At 57.4% G+C, this 17,654-nt stretch carries 8 protein-coding genes; 6 read left to right on the top strand and 2 right to left on the bottom strand.

What is annotated here, in order from left to right; genetic code table 11:
- Window positions 1-9 precede the first annotated feature (9 nt).
- From AC0TOY_RS07425 to AC0TOY_RS07400, 6 genes are all read left to right on the top strand, one after another.
- On the top strand, window positions 10-12,165 hold the full coding sequence (locus AC0TOY_RS07425; protein ID WP_473721664.1) for a hemagglutinin repeat-containing protein: 12,156 nt from the start codon (window positions 10-12) through the stop codon (window positions 12,163-12,165).
- Complete coding sequence (locus tag AC0TOY_RS07420) at window positions 12,158-12,535, top strand: DUF6911 family protein (RefSeq protein ID WP_021242388.1); 378 nt, start codon at window positions 12,158-12,160, stop codon at window positions 12,533-12,535. Before AC0TOY_RS07425 ends, AC0TOY_RS07420 begins: the two co-directional genes overlap by 8 nt.
- Window positions 12,536-12,732: 197 nt before the next feature.
- Window positions 12,733-13,416 carry a hypothetical protein gene (locus AC0TOY_RS07415; RefSeq protein WP_148770300.1) on the top strand — a complete coding sequence of 228 codons (684 nt, stop codon included), beginning with the start codon at window positions 12,733-12,735 and terminating at the stop codon, window positions 13,414-13,416.
- Window positions 13,413-13,646 (top strand): hypothetical protein, encoded by a 234-nt coding sequence (locus AC0TOY_RS07410; protein ID WP_032654403.1) that lies wholly within the window; start codon window positions 13,413-13,415, stop codon window positions 13,644-13,646. The genes AC0TOY_RS07415 and AC0TOY_RS07410 overlap by 4 nt, the downstream gene beginning before the upstream one ends.
- A 346-nt stretch (window positions 13,647-13,992) precedes the next feature.
- Window positions 13,993-14,361, top strand: a complete 369-nt coding sequence (locus tag AC0TOY_RS07405; protein WP_148770302.1) for a CDI toxin immunity protein — start codon at window positions 13,993-13,995, stop codon at window positions 14,359-14,361.
- Window positions 14,362-14,966: 605 nt separating this feature from the next.
- A complete protein-coding gene (locus AC0TOY_RS07400; RefSeq protein ID WP_008500120.1) occupies window positions 14,967-15,422 on the top strand; it encodes a hypothetical protein in 456 nt (151 codons plus the stop codon).
- A gap of 38 nt (window positions 15,423-15,460) precedes the next feature.
- On the opposite strand, the gene AC0TOY_RS07395 is transcribed toward AC0TOY_RS07400, so the two are convergent.
- Window positions 15,461-16,549: an AAA family ATPase gene (locus AC0TOY_RS07395; RefSeq protein WP_100122868.1), complete on the bottom strand. Its 1,089-nt coding sequence runs from the start codon at window positions 16,547-16,549 to the stop codon at window positions 15,461-15,463.
- A 145-nt stretch (window positions 16,550-16,694) separates the two neighbouring features.
- Window positions 16,695-17,654, bottom strand: coding sequence for a YbgA family protein (locus AC0TOY_RS07390; RefSeq protein ID WP_048030819.1), 960 nt, complete (start codon window positions 17,652-17,654; stop codon window positions 16,695-16,697).

Genomic DNA, 17,654 nt, shown 5'->3' with positions numbered 1-17,654 from the left:
TCTACGACTATGGATACCCGTCACCCACCCGTTCGTTTCTCGCAGCGTCTGATCAGCTGGATTGTCTGCGGCTTAATGGTCTGGCAGCCGATGGCACCTGCCGTCGCGGCGGCGCTGACGCCGACCGGGCAGACCACGGTCGATCGGGCGGGGAACGGGGTGCCGGTCGTCAACATCGCCACGCCCAACGGGGCGGGTATCTCGCATAACCAGTTCGGTGAGTATAACGTCGGCAAAGAGGGGCTTATCCTCAATAACGGCACGGACCGTTTAACCCGGACCCAGCTGGGCGGGCTTATCCAGAACAACCCCAACCTGCAGGCCGGGCGGGAAGCGAAAGGCATTATCAACGAAGTCACGGGCGCCAACCGCTCGCAGCTGCAGGGCTACACGGAAGTCGCCGGTAAAGCAGCAAACGTTATGGTGGCCAACCCGTACGGCATTACCTGTAACGGGTGCGGATTTATCAACACCCCGAACGTCACCCTGACCACGGGGAAACCGCAGTTCGACGCCAGCGGTAACCTGCAGGCGCTGGAGGTGACGAAAGGCGCCATCACGGTTGAAGGCCAGGGGCTGGATGCCAGCAAGAGCGACGCGCTGTCGATCATTGCGCGCGCGACGGAAGTGAACGCCGCGATACATGCGAACGACCTGACGGTAACGGCAGGGGCGAACCGCGTGGGCGCAGACGGCAGCGTCAGGCCGATTGCCGGTGAGGGCGCCGCGCCCGTGGTGGCCGTGGATACCGGCGCGCTCGGCGGGATGTATGCCAACCGTATCCGCCTGGTCTCCAGCGAGACGGGCGTGGGGGTGAACCTCGGCAACCTCACCGCGCGCCAGGGCGATATTCAGCTGGATGCGGGCGGGAAACTGACGGTCACGAACAGCCTGGCCAGCGGCTCGATTACCGCGAATGGCGCGGGAGTGGTCCTCAACGGCAGCCATCAGGCCGGGGGCGCGCTGAATGTGACCAGCTCGCAGGATGTGGAACTCAATAACAGCACGCTCGCCAGCCAGGGCGATATGCGCCTTTCCGCTGCGGGGAAAGTGCAGACGACGGGTGGCGGGACAAACAGCGCGGGGGCGCTTGCGGTGAGCAGCGGGCAGGGGATGACGCTCAGCAATACCTCCCTGGTCTCCCGCGGCGCGGCGACGCTGGACAGTAAAGATACCCTGACCGTCAGCGGCGGCGGCGTGTCGGCACAGGGCGGGGCGCTGACCGTCACGAGCAGTCAGGGAATGGCGCTTGCGGATGCGACGCTGACGGGTCAGGCCGACACCACGCTGTCCACCGGTGGCAGCCTGACGCAGCGCGGCGGCAGCGTCACCAGCAAGGGCGCGCTCAGCGTGGCGGCCGGAAAAGATATCACGCTGACGAATACCCGCAGCGGTAGCGATGCCCGCGCGACCCTCAGCAGCGGCGGTACGCTGACATCCACGGGCAGTGCGGTCTCGGCAGGGGAGAGTCTGGCCCTGAGCGGCGGGCAGCTGGTGCTGGACGGCCAGAGCCGGGCCGATGCCACGGGCGATATCCGCCTGACGGGCAGCACCGTCAGTAACCAGGGCCAGGTGAATGCGGGGCGCGACGTTGCGCTCTCCGGCGACAGGGTGTCCAACGGTGGTCAGCTGGCGGCGAAAGGCCACCTTGACGTGAACGCAGGAGACCTGACGAACGGCGGCACGGCGCAGGGCAGCGACGTCACCCTCAGGGGGCAGACGGTGACCAATAACGGCACCCTGCAGAGCGCCGGTAACCTGGCGTTAAGCGCCGGTACCCTGGAGCAGCGGGGCACGCTGAGCGCGAAGGGCAATGCAAACGTCACGGCGCAGCAGACCCTGCGTAACGGCGGCAGCCTGCTGGCTGACGGCGCGATGAGCGTGACCGCAGGCTCGCTTGAGCAGAACGGCACCCTGTCCGGCGCGACGGCGCTGACGGCGCAGGCCGGCACCCTGACCAGCGGTCAGGCGTCCCGCACCACCAGCCAGGGCAATGTACAGCTTACCGCGACCCGCAGCGCCAGCCTGAACGGGCAGACGGACGCGGCGGGGGCCTTAACCGTCAGCACCGGCGACCTGACCACCGGCCAGGATGCGCATCTGCAGAGCGGGCAGGGGCTCTCTCTGCAGGCGCAGAATGCCGCGCTGAACGGCACGCAGGCGGCGAAGGGGGCCCTGTCGGTGACGGCGGGCACGATTGCGCACGCCGGGAAATCCACCGGTGACACGCTGAGTTTTAACGCGACCGGCGACCTGACCAGCGGCGGAGAGCTTACCGCCAGCGCCATCGCGCTCGGCGGACAGAACATCCTCCAGTCCGGCGTCGCAAAAGCGGACCGCATGACCCTGACGGCCCCCGGGCGCATCACCAGCAGCGGTACGCTGGTTGCCGGTACGCTGGCGCTGGACGCTGCCTCGGTGGAGAACAGCGGACTGCTGCAGGGGACCACCCTGCTCGGCCTGAAGACCGGGTCACTCACGAACCTCGCGGGCGGGTCGGTCTACAGCACGCAGGATTTAACGCTGAACGTTCCGGTACTGTCTAACAGCGGGCTTATCACCACCGACGGCACGCTGCGCATGAAAGGCGACACGCTGACAAACCTGGGCGAAATCAACGGCGTCAGCCTGAGCAGCGACTATCTCAGCCTGACCAACACCGATACCGGACGCCTGCTGGCGGACGACCGGCTCACCCTGAACGGCACTGCGTTTTCTAACGCGGGCAATATAGCGGCCAGCGACCTGCACATCACGGCGGACAGCCTGCAGAACCAGGGCACCGTTGAGGGGGACTCGGCGCTGACGCTCGGCGTGGCAGACCTCACTAACCGTGGCGCGCTGCGCAGCAGCGGAACGCTGACGCTTAACGGCGACACGCTGGCCAACAGCGGCGAGCTCAGCGCCACCGCGCTGCTGCTGAACCTGACCCGCCAGGCCAGCAACGATGCCGGCGGGCGGGTGATTGCCCGGAACGGCCTGACGCTGACCGCCGCCAGCCTGACGAACAGCGGGCTGATGGCCGGTACCGACGCGCAGTTTAACAGCGCGTCGGTGACCAACGGCGGCACGCTGCAGGGGACACATTCCCTCACGGCGACCGGGGCACAGCTCAGCAACCAGCAGGCGGGCATGCTGCTCTCCGGCGGCGCGCTCGACCTGCACCACACCACCCTGAACAACGCCGGGCTGCTGCAGGGCAACACCCTGAACCTGGCCACCGGCGAGTGGATCAACACCGGCAATGCGCTGGGTGAAGCGGGTATCACTGCGGCGGTGACGGGCGCGTTGACCAACAGCGGCAAGGTGCTCAGCCAGCAGGCGGCGGACGTCCAGGCCGGCAGGACCGATAACCGGGGCCAGCTGCTGGCAAAAGTGCTGACCCTGCGGGGTGACCTGCAGAACAGCGGCCTGCTTCAGGGGAGCAGCACGCTGGCCTGGTCCGGGAACACCTTCACGAACCAGCCTCAGGGCCAGGTGACGGGCGGCGAGACCCTGACCCTGAGCGGACAAACCCTCAGCAACGCGGGCAGCCTTCAGGGGCGCAGCGCGACGCTTGAGGCCGGGAGCCTGAATAACCAGGGCAGCGTTCAGGCGCTGGACGGCCTGACCCTTTCCACGACCGGCAGGCTGGATAACACGGGCGCCCTGCTCAGCCAGAACCTGTTCACGCTGACGGCGGCGCAGCTGTTCAACGACGGCCAGCTGGCCGGGAAAGCGCTCACGGTGAAGGCCGCGCAGCTGAACAACACCGGGATTCTTCAGGGCAACGACACGCTGGCGCTGACCACCCGCGCGCTGAGCAACGGCGCCACCGGGCAGCTGGTGAGCGGCAGTTCTCTGGACGTATCCCTCGACACGCTCGATAACGCCGGTCTGCTGCTGGTGAACGGCGGGTTCACCCTGCGGGGCAGCGACCTGACGAACCGGGGCGATATTCAGGCGCAGAGCCTGGATTTGGGCCTGAGCAATGCCCTGACCAGTACGGGGAACATCGTTGCCACCGGCGATGCCACGCTTAACGCGACGACGCTGACCAGCAGCGGCACGGTGGCGGGCAAAACGCTGACCGCAGGCGGTACTGAGCTGCGCAACAGCGGCCTGATGCAGGGCAGCAACGCGGTTAACGCCACCGCCGACCGCTTTATCAACGAGCTGAACGGTAAATGGCTCTCCGGCGGCGGCTTCACGCTGACGGGCGGACAGCTGACCAACGCCGGTACGCTGCAGGGCGCCATGCTGGGCATGACCGGCACCGCCCTCACCAACAGCGGCACGGTGAACGGGCAGACGGGACTCGGCGGCACGCTCAGCGGGACGTTAACGAATACCGGACTATTGCAGAGCGGCGGCGCGACCGCCTTCACCGCGGATACCCTGGAGAACCCGGGGCGCATCACGGGCGGTACGCTGTCCCTCACTGCCCGCGATATGAACAACGGCGGGCTGATGCAGGGAACGAACGGCCTGGCGCTCACCGGCACCACGCTGACCACGGGCGCGACCTCGCGCACCCTCTCCGGCGGCATGCTGACGCTGGATGCAGGCCAGCTGACCACGCAGGGCACGCTGCAGGGGAACGGCGCGGACATCCGCGCCAGCGACTGGACGCACGGCGGGTCTCTGCTCAGCCAGGGAACGCTGACGGCCACGACCGGCGGCACGCTGACCTCAACCGGCTCGCTGATGAGTCAGGGCCGGGCGGATATCACCGCACAGACGCTGGATAACCGCGGGCAGCTCCTCAGCGAGGGCGATGTGACGCTCGGCGGCAGCACGCTTAAAAACAGCGGCACCGTGCAGGGGAACACCCTCGCGCTGCATCAGAACAGCATTAACAACCAGGGCACCTTAACCGGTCTGCAGAGCCTGACCGTTCAGGGGCAGCAGCGGCTGATGGCGCGCATGGCGATGGCCGTGCCGCAGCAGGAGCTGATTAACGGCGCAGGCGGCAAGCTTCTCACCCAGGGCGCGCTGACGATAGCGTCCGGCGCGGTGACCAACGCCGGCAGCTGGCAGGCACAGAACATCCTGCTTAACGCCCGGTCGCTCACCAACAGCGGCGCGGTGCAGAGCGCCGGTGCGCTGCAGATGACGCTGGCCGACACGCTCACCGGGACTACGGGCAGTAAGATTACCGCGCTGGGTGCGGCAACGCTGCAGGCCGCCACGCTGACGAACCAGGGCCAGTGGGCGGCGAAAAACCTGACGCTGACCGGCGGCACGCTCAGCAACAGCGGCGCCATCAGCGGCGTGAATGGCCTGACCCTTAGCCAGACCGGCGCGGTCAGCCAGCAGTCTGGCGGCACCCTGCTGTCCGGCGGGGCGCTGAACATCACGGCGGCCTCCGTCACCAGCGACGGCAAAGTGCAGGGGGGCACGCTCGGCATCACCACCGGGGCGCTCACCAACAACGGACGTCTGCAGGGCGATAACGGCGCGACGCTGGCCCTCAGCGGGACGCTGACCAACAACAGCGGAGGCGAAATCGTCAGCCGCGATGCGCTGACGCTGACCACGCCCGCGCTGTTTAACTACGGCCTTATCCAGGGCGGCGGCGAGACGCGCGTGACCGCCTCCTCGCAGGCGCGTAACGACGGCAGGCTGCTTTCCGGCGCGCGCCTGACGCTCGGCACGCCGCAGTTCACGGGCACCGGCTGGCTGCAGGCCACCGACCTGATCCTGAATGCGGCAAACTCTACCAACGGCGGCACGTGGGTGGCCGATCGCGCCACCCTGACCGGCACCAATTTCGCCAGCCAGGGCACCACCCAGGCGGGACAGCTAACGGTTAACTACAGCCAGCTGAACAACAGCGGCACGCTGCTCGGCAACACGCAGCTGAATATTGGCGCGGACCAGGTAACCCAGAGCGCGGGCGGCAAGCTGCTGAGCGGCGGCAACCTGTGGCTGCAGAGCCGGGGGCTGGACCTTACCGGCCAGCTGGTGTCCCTGGGGGACTTAACGCTGCAGCTGACGAACGCGTTTACCAGCCGGACCGCCGTGGCGGCAGGCAGAACCCTGACCATCAACAGCGGCGGCGATATCGATAACCGCAGCGTGTTGCAGGGGCAGGCGGTCAACCTGAATGCGGGCGGGCAGCTCAGCAACAACGGACAAATCACCACTGGCGGCGGCGCGAGTACACTCTCCGGCAGCAGCGTGGCGCTGAACGCCGCGGGCTCGGTGCAGGGCGGAGGTGACATCACCGTGGCCAGCCGGAGCAATATTACCGTGGACGGCTTCACCGGCACGCGCGGCTCGCTGACCCTGAGCGCGCCGGGCGCCATCGTCAACACCGCGCTGCTGTACGCGGCGAATAATCTGGCGCTGTTTGCCGACAGCATCACCAACCAGCGCGGCGACATCATGGCGGGGAATAACCTGTGGATGCAGCGAGATGCGGCAGGGAATGCGAACAGCCAGGTGGTGAATACGTCTGGGAATATTGAGACGCAGAATGGCGATATTACAATTAAAACTAATCGTTTTTTTAATCATTACGAAGTTTTTGATGTAAAAACAGAAAGCAGTAGTCCGACTAATTCAGGGGACTTAAATAAACAATTACCTTCCAATGCCCATTTCGGGGAGGACAGTAAAGGTCCTTACATTGAAGTTAAGATGCATATTGATCTTATACCCGATGAAGTTGTACTCAGTAACGGACCGGAAGAAAATGTAACTATACACACGCAAGGTACCGCAGGGAGACTTTCTGCAGGAAAAGATTTGAATATTTCCAGCAATGAGCTTATTAATCAGGCCAGTAATATGCTAGCAACTGGCAATATCAATATTTCCGGAAATCAGTTAAATAATCAAAGTTACCAGTCTGGTAAAAGCTCCAGTGAAATTGTTTACCAATTATCCACTATGTCAGGCTCCGATGGTGATTTCCCTACGGTTGTTTACAGGCCTAAGAGTTCTTCAGGTTCTATTCCTGATGGCCCTGTTTACCGCGCTGTTATACAAGCCGGCGGTAACGTTAATGCAAACTTTACCAGCAATATCAGCAACACTAATACCACCGCCAATGCAGGTGGCGTCAGCAACGTTATCTCCACACCGTCGCTGAACACCCTCAGCAACCAGAGCGTCGGCAGCGGCGTACAAAAACAGGGGCTGAGCAATACCGGCACCGTGGCGGTGAACTCGCCGCAGTGGAACGATCAGCTCCAGGGTGCGCTGCAGCAGCTTAACGGCGGCGGCGCGCTGGAAAACGGCGGCGCGTCCGGCACGCCTCTCAGCAACATTGGCACCACGCAGAAAGGCAACGCGAACCTCGGCCAGCTGGGCGCACTGGCGAACGCCGGGGTCACCACCGCCGATCTCAGAACCGCTCAGGGCGGCGCCGTCGGGCATTATCAGGGCCAGCGCGTCGATACCAGCGCTTACCCGCTTCCCTCGGGCAACAACGGCTATTTCGTCTTCTCCGATAACCCGAAAAGCCCGTACCTGATCAGCATCAACCCGAAACTGAACGGTCTCGGACAGCTTGATCCCGCCCTGTTTGCCGACCTGAACGCAATGCTCGGGGTCAAACCGTCGTCCACGGTGCCACAGGAGACGCGGCTGGCGTTTACCGACGAGAAGCAGTTCCTCGGCTCGTCTTACATGCTCGGCCGTCTCAACCTGAACCCGGATTACGATTACCGCTTCCTCGGTGATGCGGCGTTCGATACTCGCTATGTCTCCAACGTGGTGCTCAACCAGACCGGTAACCGCTACCTGAACGGCATCGGTTCCGATCTGGATCAGATGCGCTATCTGATGGATAACGCGGCGGCGGCGCAGCAGTCGCTGGGCCTGCAGTTTGGCGTCTCGCTGACCGCCGATCAGATTGCCGCGCTCGACCACAGCCTGCTGTGGTGGGAGAAAGCCACCGTCAACGGCGAAACCGTGATGGTGCCGAAACTCTACCTGTCGCCGAAGGACGTTACCGTCAATAACGGCAGCGTAATCGCGGGCAACAACGTCACCCTGAAGGGCGGCGACATCACCAACAGCGGCAGCTCGCTGCTGGCGAAAAACAGCCTGACGCTCGACAGCCAGAACAGCATCAGCAACCTCAACAACGGCCTGATGAAAGCGGGCGGCGACCTGAACCTGAGCGCCATCGGCGATATCAATAACATCAGCTCCACCATCAGCGGCAAAACGGTCGCGCTGGAGAGCCTGGACGGCAGCATCAACAACCTGACCCAGGTTGAACAGATTGATATCAACGCCGGAGGGAAGTACGGCACGATCGGCCTGAAAGACACCCAGCTGGGCAACACGGCGTCCATTACCGCACAGGATAGCCTGTCGCTTGAGGCGTGGAAAAACATCACCGTTACCGGGGCAAACCTGACCTCCGGCGGCGATATGCTGCTGAACGCGGGCAACGATCTCAATATGAACGCGGTACAGATCAGCGAAAGCAGCCGTAAAGGGAAAAGCGAATCCCACAGCACCAGACTCGCTCGCACCACGATTTCCGCAGGCGATAACCTGGTGCTGAAGGCCGGGCAGGATATCAACGCGCAGGCCGCCGCGCTGGCGGCGGAGAAAAGCGTCGGGCTGCAGGCGGGTCGCGACGTGAATCTGGCTGCGGAAGAGACCACGCAGGGCGATAGCTATAAGTCAGGCAAGAAAACCGTCATCAACGAATCGGTACGCCAGCAGGGAACCGAGATCGCCAGCGGGGCGAATACCCAGATCCTCGCGGGGCGCGATGTCACCACCGAAGCCGCGCAGGTGACGGCGAAGGGCGATATCGGCGTGGCGGCGGGCCGCGACGTCACTCTCAATACCGCAACCGAAAGCGATTATCACTACAAAGAGCAGGCCAAAACCAAAAAAGGTTTCCTCAGCAAGAAAACCACCCACACCATCGAGGAGAACAGCGCGACGCGTGAATCCGGCTCATTGCTGAGCGGCGATAACGTGCAGGTCGTTGCGGGCAATAACCTGCTGGTGAACGGATCCGCCGTGGCGGGCGATGGCGACGTGAAGCTTAAGGCGGGCAACAACGTCGATATTGTGGCGGCCACGAACAGCGATACCTCCTGGCGCTTTAAGGAAGAGAAAAAATCCGGCCTGATGGGCTCGGGCGGGATTGGTTTCACCATCGGCAGCAGCAAAAGCACGCACGATCTCCGTGAGAAGGGCACCACCCAGAGTCAGAGCTTCAGTACGGTGGGCTCGACGGGGGGTAACGTCGCGATTTCTGCAGGAAACCAGGCCCACATCGGCGGCGCGGATCTTATCGCCGGGAAAGATTTAAGCCTCAGCGGCGACAGCGTCATCATCGAGCCGGGGCACGACAAGCGCACCCGGGATGAAACCTTCGAGCAGAAGAAAAGCGGACTCACCGTGGCGCTCTCCGGCACCGTCGGTAGCGCTATTAACAATGCCGTGAGCGCGGCGCAGGAGACCAAAGAGCAAAGTGATGGCCGTCTGAAAGCCCTTCAGGCCACCAAAACGGTGCTGTCCGGCGTGCAGGCCGGGCAGGCAGCGGATATGGCGGCAACCACCGGTGACCCGAACGCAATGGGTGTGAGCCTCTCGCTGACGACCCAGAAGTCGAAATCACAGCAGCATGCTGAGAGTGATGCGGTGGCAGGCAGCACGCTGAACGCAGGCAACAATCTTGCCATCACCGCGAACGGTAAAAACAAAGGCGCGAACAGCGGCGACATCGTGATTGCGGGCAGCCAGCTGAAAGCCGGGGGCGACACCACGCTGGATGCACAGAACGACATTCTGCTGTCCGGCGCGGCGAATACCCAAAAAACCAGCGGCAAGAACAGCAGCAGCGGTGGCGGCATTGGCGTGAGCATCGGTGCCGGCGGCAACGGTGCGGGTATCAGCGTGTTTGCCAACGTCAACGCCGCGCACGGCAAGGATAAAGGTAACGGTACCGACTGGACCGAAACCACCATCGACAGCGGCAAAAACGTCATCCTAAAAAGCGGGCACGACACCGTGCTTGATGGCGCTCAGGTTAACGGCAATAAAATCGTGGCAGATGTTGGTCACGACCTGCTGATGCGCAGCCAGCAGAACAACAGCGACTACGACAGCAAGCAGACCAGCGTTGCTGCGGGGGGCAGCTTCACCTTCGGCACCATGTCCGGTTCAGGCTATATCAACGCCAGCCAGGACAAGATGAAGAGCCGCTTTGATTCCGTGGCCGAACAAACCGGGCTGTATGCCGGGGACGGCGGCTTCGATATCACCGTGGGGCATCACACCCAGCTTGATGGCGCGGTTATCGCCTCTACCGCCACACCGGACAAAAACAGCGTCGATACCGGGACGCTGGGCTTCAGCGATATCCACAACGAAGCGGACTTTAAAACCTCGCACTCCGGTATCAGCCTGAGCGGCGGCGGCAGCTTCGGGGATAAATTCCAGGGCAACCTGCCGGGCGGCATGATCTCCGCTGCGGGTAATAAAGGCCATAAGGAGGGCACCACGCAGGCCGCTGTGGCGGAGGGCTCCCTCACCATCCGCGACAAGGCAAACCAGAAGCAGGACGTGGCCGATCTGAGCCGCGACACCGAACATGCCAACGACAGCATCAGCCCGATCTTCGACAAGGAGAAAGAGCAGAACCGCCTGAACGCAGTTGGAATGATCAGCGAAATTGGCAGCCAGGTGGCGGATATTGCCAGGACGCAGGGTGATCTTAACGGGCTGAAGGCGGCCCAGAAAGAAACCGGCGCAACACTCCCCGCAAATGCGACAGAAAAAGAGCGCCAGAACTATCTTGCGAAACTGCGTGATACCCAGGCATACAAAAACGTGATGGTGACCTACGGAACCGGCAGCGCCATGCAGCGCGGCATCCAGGCGGCCACAGCAGCGCTGCAGGGACTGGCGGGCGGCAATATTGCGGGTGCGCTGGCGGGGGCATCAGCGCCGGAGTTGGCGAACATCATCGGCCATCATGCAGGCATTGATGACGATACGGCGGCAAAAGCGATTGCCCATGCCATCCTCGGCGGCGTAACCGCAGCCCTTCAGGGCAACAGTGCCGCAGCGGGCGCTGTGGGAGCCGCATCCGGCGAACTGATTGCGACAGCTATCGCCAGACAGTTCTATCCGGACACAGACCCGTCGAAGCTGACGGAAGAGCAGAAGCAGACCGTGAGTACGCTGGCATCTGTTTCAGCGGGCATAGCTGGCGGGATTGCCGGGGGAAATACGGCTGGTGCGGCGACAGGGGCCAGTGCAGGGAAGAATGCGGTGGAGAATAACTATCTTAGCGTGTCTGAAAAGACAGAGCTTGAGATAGCAAAACAGACGCTTAAAAACAGTAAAGATCCGGCAGAGCGCGAAAAGGCGCAGCAGAAATATGATGCGTTGATTGAAAAAGATATTTCCAGCGATAAAGACGTTATTGATGCCTGCGGTAATGGTAATGCGGGTAGCTCAGCGTGTGCAGGTGCAAGACTAAAAGTCATTGCGACAAAAGAGGGATATGAAGATGGCCCTTATAACTCGAAATATAGCCAACAGTACGCTGATGCGTATGGGCAGATAGTCAATCTCCTTGATATCACTAGTGTTGATGCACAGAATCAGCAGCAGGTGAAAGATGCCATGATTAACTATTTCATGGTCACCAAAGGGGTTGATCGTCAGACCGCAGAAAGCTACACCGAAACGAAGCAGGGTCTGGAGATCATTGCGGCTTCGGTAACACCAATTTTGGGTTCTGCTGCGGCAAAACAATTAAGTAAAGTTGTTGATGCCAATCTAAAAGTCGTAGCCAGGGGAAATGTGGATGGAGTGAAGTTTTCTGACACCAACCAAGGTATAAGACCTTCACAGTTAGCTGATTTCAATAAACCGACGCTTATCAATGATGTTGTGCAGGCCAAGATAGACAAGCGGCCGGATAAAAACCTTCCCAATGGGAATATGGGAACAGCTCATGCAGAGGTAGGTGTAATTCAGCAAGCTTATGAAAAAGGAATGACTAACGGCAAAGATATGCTTATGTCGGTAAGTGGGGAGAAAGTTTGCTCATACTGTCTTAGCGATATAAAAATTATGGCTGAAAGATCAGGGCTTAAGTCGTTAACATTATTTGAAGAAACTACTGGTAGGACCTTATATTGGCAGTCAGGAACAAAGGGCTTCCGCGTAAAAGGAGCTAATGATGAATAGGTTGCTTGTTTCATGGTCGATATCACAAAAAGGTGGTACGAAGAAGCCTGATTGCTGGGAAGATATTGTTAACTTATTAGCCAAAGTTCGTTTATTTAGTGGTTGTGTAACCGTCGACAGATTAGACTGCGAAGGTTATTTAATCTCAGAAGTACAAGTAAGAATGGAAAAAGGTTTCTATCTGGTTACGTTTTTGAACGAAGATGATGAGGTTATGTCAATTACTGATTTAACACAACCAGATGAAAAAGTGTTAATTTTCGGAGATTACTGGCCAGCAAGTCAGCTTACAAAAAATTATGATCTTGTTGTCAGGATCTTTAGGGAGTTCTTCGATACTGGCAATGTATCAAAGGAACTTCTTAATTGAAATATAAATCCAAGATTTCGGCGTCCGTAGTGATGCTGTAGTTTGCTTATATGATGGTGGCGCGATAGACCTTGTGTCACGGCAGGGCGGTAGCGTCTGTGGCCCCAAAACGCTTAACAGCGCAAAAATCCTGGACATAAAATACAACAGGGAAAAGTAGTTGTAACCAACTGAAAGAAAAAGGAAAAGTGGTTGCGGTGGCTGAGTTCGCACCGGAAAGAGTTGTTGTTGAGAATAACAACCTTGCCAGCGTTCTGGCAGCTGCAAATGCTGTAAAACCGGGAACGAAAGAAAAATGGCAGGCAGAGCAGCAGGCCGCGATTAAAGAAGCCGGCAGCGGAGGCACACCGGTATCCTGCCAGATGGCGATAGCGGCTATGGGAACAGTGTTGTACGGAGGCATTCTTCCTGAAGCAATAGTGATTTCTGGTGTAATCAGCGCCGGAGCTGTGTGTGGTGTTGATTATGCAATGAATGGTTCCGTTGATCCTAAAAACGTTATTGCTGCCTACTGGAGCGGTGCTTTAACCCGTTATACTGGATTTGAATCAACAGTTCTTATCAATACTGGTAGCAGCGCCATCGTAAGCTACCTGGATGGAAAAAATCCATTCCTTTACGGAACTATCGGTGGTTTGGGTGGAGCAATTGGTTATGGAGTAGGTAATAAATTAATAGAACAGATATTGGGTGAGGTTGTTAACCCCATGTGGAAATCTTTACAGTGGGAGGATATGGGATATGGTATATCTCAGCCTTATCGATTGAGTCCAGTGCCTGGGATTGTTGGAGCTGCAGGCGGCGGCGTTGCAGATGAAGTATTTAATGTGGTGGTAGACCCATCTACTCCTGCTAATAACAAGAATGGAGCAGCAAAATGAACGAAAAAAGATGGCTAATATCTTTTATTTTGATTTTGCTGACGCTGATCTTAACAATGGATATTATTGCTTTGCTAACTTATTTTTTTGCAAAAGCCTATCTCTATTTCATTCGTAATATCCCTGTTGAGATAAGTCTTTTTGAGTTAGTGAGGATTATTAAGGGCGCATCGTTGGGTGGGGTTATTGTTGGTGTAGGTTGCTGGTATATTTCTTTTAAAAAATATTAGTTGTTGCTGAGAGTAAGTTTTTAAGCTGAAATGAGGAAAAAACTTTCGATAAAGAAATGGCAGTCTGTCTTGAATCTGGCGAGGGATAGTCGCGGTATCCAGTGCTTATAATCGGCTAAAATTACATATTAATGTTAGCGCGAATCTTCTGAAGAACTCTGTCCGAGAAATATAATTGGAATATTTTCGGTGGGCTCTGCGCGGCGAGTCGATTATGATCCTGTAAAAGGTATCCATATGAATGATAGAGATCCTACAAAGGGGCAGGAAATGGTGTTAAGCAAGTAATACTATTTGAGGTAATGGAAAAACCATTAAGGCTTAAATAAATGAACAGGTAGATCTCATGAGTTTATTCGAAGAGTGTAAAGAAGCTCTTAGTGCTGATTTCACTATCATTGATAAAGAAGAAGAGCGAGTAACTACTATTCTGGAAGGGTATCCCTTTGTTAGCGGAAACATATCTTGGTCTGAAATAAGCTTTAGAGACTTTGAAACAAGTGATGAGTTACTCTGTCAATCCTGGCTAAAAAATGAAAATGTTTATGTCATTGCAGATGATGCAAATATACCTATATTCAGAACAAATTTGAGATTAGTGCTTGAAAATATTTATGATGTCGCGGCATTGTCACCAAAAATATTCATTTTTAATGAAAGTATGATTTTGCAACCACTATTTCCAACCGATGCACTTCGGCTCGGGACTAGATAGCGGTGTGGTACCGTAAACCAATTACCAGTAATAGCAGGCGAAGATTTTGCCAGGGGAAAACTGAAATGAAAAAAATACTTTTTTCATTTCTTCTTTTTTTACTTATCGGCTTCATCACCCTTTTAGCCGGATGTGTTTTAGTTTGGGTGTTTAACAGATTCCCTGCTTTACTGATAGAAGGACATTGGCCTTCTTATTCGATTGCTAATTTCCTTGACGACTTTAACTTTAGCCTTTTCAATGGGGTTATTTTTGGTACGCTCATGTTTTTTGTGAATTTATTCTTAAAAATGAAAAAATACAAATCATAGGATTTGGTTGTTGTTGAGAATCAGTTTTTGGGTGATAAGTACATCACAACCTTCACTGCAAAATACGCAAGTGAGAAGGCTGAGGCCGAGATATATCAGCTTCTGTCTTAACTGAAAAATCTGGACGCAGATGAGCAAAAACAATCGTTTAGTGGATGTTGGTTAGTATAAAATCGCGCCCTAAGCAGGATTGAAGAAAGTTTTTTACAGTGTTTGCTGAGCCATTTCTCTCCAAACTTAACGGCTCTAACAGTCCCGACCTCATATCCTGGCCCTTCAAAAAGGACTAATCAAATGATTTATCTGCTGTTAGGAATTGCGCTGTTCGCATTTTTCATCGGAACTGTCGTGTTTGTCCGTTTTAGTAAAGTGACGGGAAGAAGCGTTCAGTCACCTCTTACCACGATGTTTTTCTTTGATGCGCTTTTTTTTGGTCTGGGTAGTAAGCGAGACATGAACATCGCAGCATCTTCATTTATCGTCTTTCTAGTCAGTATCTGGGGATTAACTTATTTAAAATTAAGCACTCATTTTTGGGGAAGTCGCGAAAGTTATTTTGGTTTTGCGATCGCCGGAATTTTATTTCTGATTATGCATTGCCGCTATTGTGCAAAAAATGTCGTTATCAAAAATGATGGCCTGGCCCCCATGAGAGAGTTGATTAATATCCGGCGCTCCGGCCTTACCAGCCCCTTTATATGGTTAAGCAGGGCCGGGTATCTGGGGTTCTTTATTGGCATGCTTCACTGAAGCGAGATGCGAAAAAACAGCCTCCGTGCCCATTGAGACTACCCCAGCCTCTCCACCCGCGTCTCCCCCTCAACCATCGACAGCTGATACAGCGAAAACGATCGCTGCTTCTCAATCAACGTCGCCAGCTCCGGCGAGTGGCTGGTGAGCCAGATCTGCGAGTAGCGGCTGGCCTCGGCGATTAAGCTCGCCAGCGCGGGCAGCATCTGCGGGTGCAGGCTGTTTTCCGGTTCGTTCAACGCGATAAACGCAGGCGGACGCGGGCTTAACAGCGCCACCGCCAGGCACAGAAAGCGCAGGGTGCCGTCGGAGAACTCTGCCGGTTCCAGCGGCCTGCTCAATCCCTCGCGCTGCATCATCATGCGAAAACGTCCGCCGGTGTTGTCGCTGTAAAACACGCAGCCGGGGAAGGCCTGGTCAAGGATGCGCATCAGCAGCAGCTCGTCGCCAATCTCGACAATGGTCTGAAACGCCGCCGCCAGGTTAGCGCCGTCGCTGGCCAGCACCGGGGAGCGGAAACCGACCTGCGGGGCGCGCATCGCCGAGCCGATTGATACAGAAAACTCATGATAAAAGCGCCAGTTACGCAGGGACTCGCGCATCTGCGACACTTCCGGGTAAAGGTGCGGTTCGCCGAGCTGGCCGAATACCGATTCGTTCTCGTACAGCGTGCCGCTGTGGGTCACCTTCTCGTGATGCACGTTGTTCAGAAACACCGCCTGGTTCTTACGCTTCATCAGCTGTGACGAAGGTCGACGGTGCTGGCCGCTCAGCCAGATGGACTCCTCTTTGATCACCGGGTCGAGCTGAAACTGCGAGGGATAGGGCAGCTTCTCCACAAACCCGACCTGCAGCTCGTATTCGTAGCTCTCTGTTTCCACCGCGAGGTTCATCCGCCGCAGCTGGTCGCTACGGGTTTTGCCTGCCCAGAACACCTTCAGAATGCCGCCCTCGTTCGCCAGCGCCTGGGAAAACTGCCCCTGCGCGGCGCTGTGCATCAGGTGTATCGCCTTGTAGATATTTGATTTTCCGGTCCCGTTCGGCCCGAAGACGATATTGAGCTGCTCCAGCTCCAGCGACATCTCGCGGATGGAGCGGTAGTTTTGAATGTGCAGGGTGTGGATCACAGGCAGGCCCCTTTCGCAGAATAAGCCTGTATATAATCACAGGCTTTTGGATGAAATGCAAAAAAGAGACGACAGTGAGGATGTCGTCTAAACGGGGTACTGCTTTGGGCCTCTACGGGTCAATGGGGCCTTCGCATTTTTATGATCACTTGACTGCCAGACGCAGACCCAAATCATCAGGATAGGGATCAAAGTAGTTTTGCGTCATCAGATACCGGTCGGGGTATTCGGCCAGGTAGTGCTTCAGCAGCGTGATCGGGGCGAGGATAGGCAACTGTCCGTTGCGATAGTGCAGGATCACGTCGCGCAGCTCGCCGCGCTGGCGGGTGTTCAGCTGGTTACGAAAATACCCCTGAATATGCATCAGCACGTTGGTGTGATTCTTCCGCGAAGCGGGTTTTTTCAGGATGGTCATCAGCTTTTCCCGGTACGCCACGAAGAAAGCGTCCAGATCTTCCCACTCGTGCAGCGAGGCAACGAACGGGCCGATTTCACGGTAACCCGCCTGATGGTGCGCCAGCAGCTGGAGTTTGTAACGGCTGTGGAAGTCCAGCAGCGCGCGGCGCGTGAGGCCATTTTTACGCAGCGTGTTGAGTTCGTGCAGGGCAAAAACACGTTCGACAAAGTTTTCCCGCAGCACCGGATCGTGCAGGCGTCCATCCTCTTCCACGGGCAGCCACGGCCAGGTTTCAAGGAGGGCGGCGGTGAACAGCCCGACCCCCTCCTTGCGGCCCCGGTTGCCGTTTTCATCATACAGCCGCACGCGTTCCATGCCGCAGCTTGGGGATTTAGCACAGACGATAAAACCAGCGAGATCGCCAATTTTCGGCAAAAAATCTGCCGTAAAGTCCGCCATTTTCTGCGTAACGTCTTCGTGAGGTGCATGGCTAAAACGCATCTGTGTTTCACCGTGTTCCGTCACGATCAGACGCAGCGCCGGGCGAGGGGTCGGCAGGCCGATGGCCATTTCCGGGCAGACGGGCCTGAAATTCACCCACTGGGCGAGCTCATCCATGACGAAGCCCATACGCTTGTGTCCGCCGTCAAAGCGAACGGCGGATCCGGTCAAACATCCGCTAATACCCAGCACTGGTTTTGTCGTCAT

It is taken from the genome of Enterobacter sp. PL_is379, from assembly GCF_055817355.1.
The sequence above is the reverse complement of the archived record's forward strand: the minus strand, read 5'-3'. Positions and strand labels throughout refer to the sequence as shown.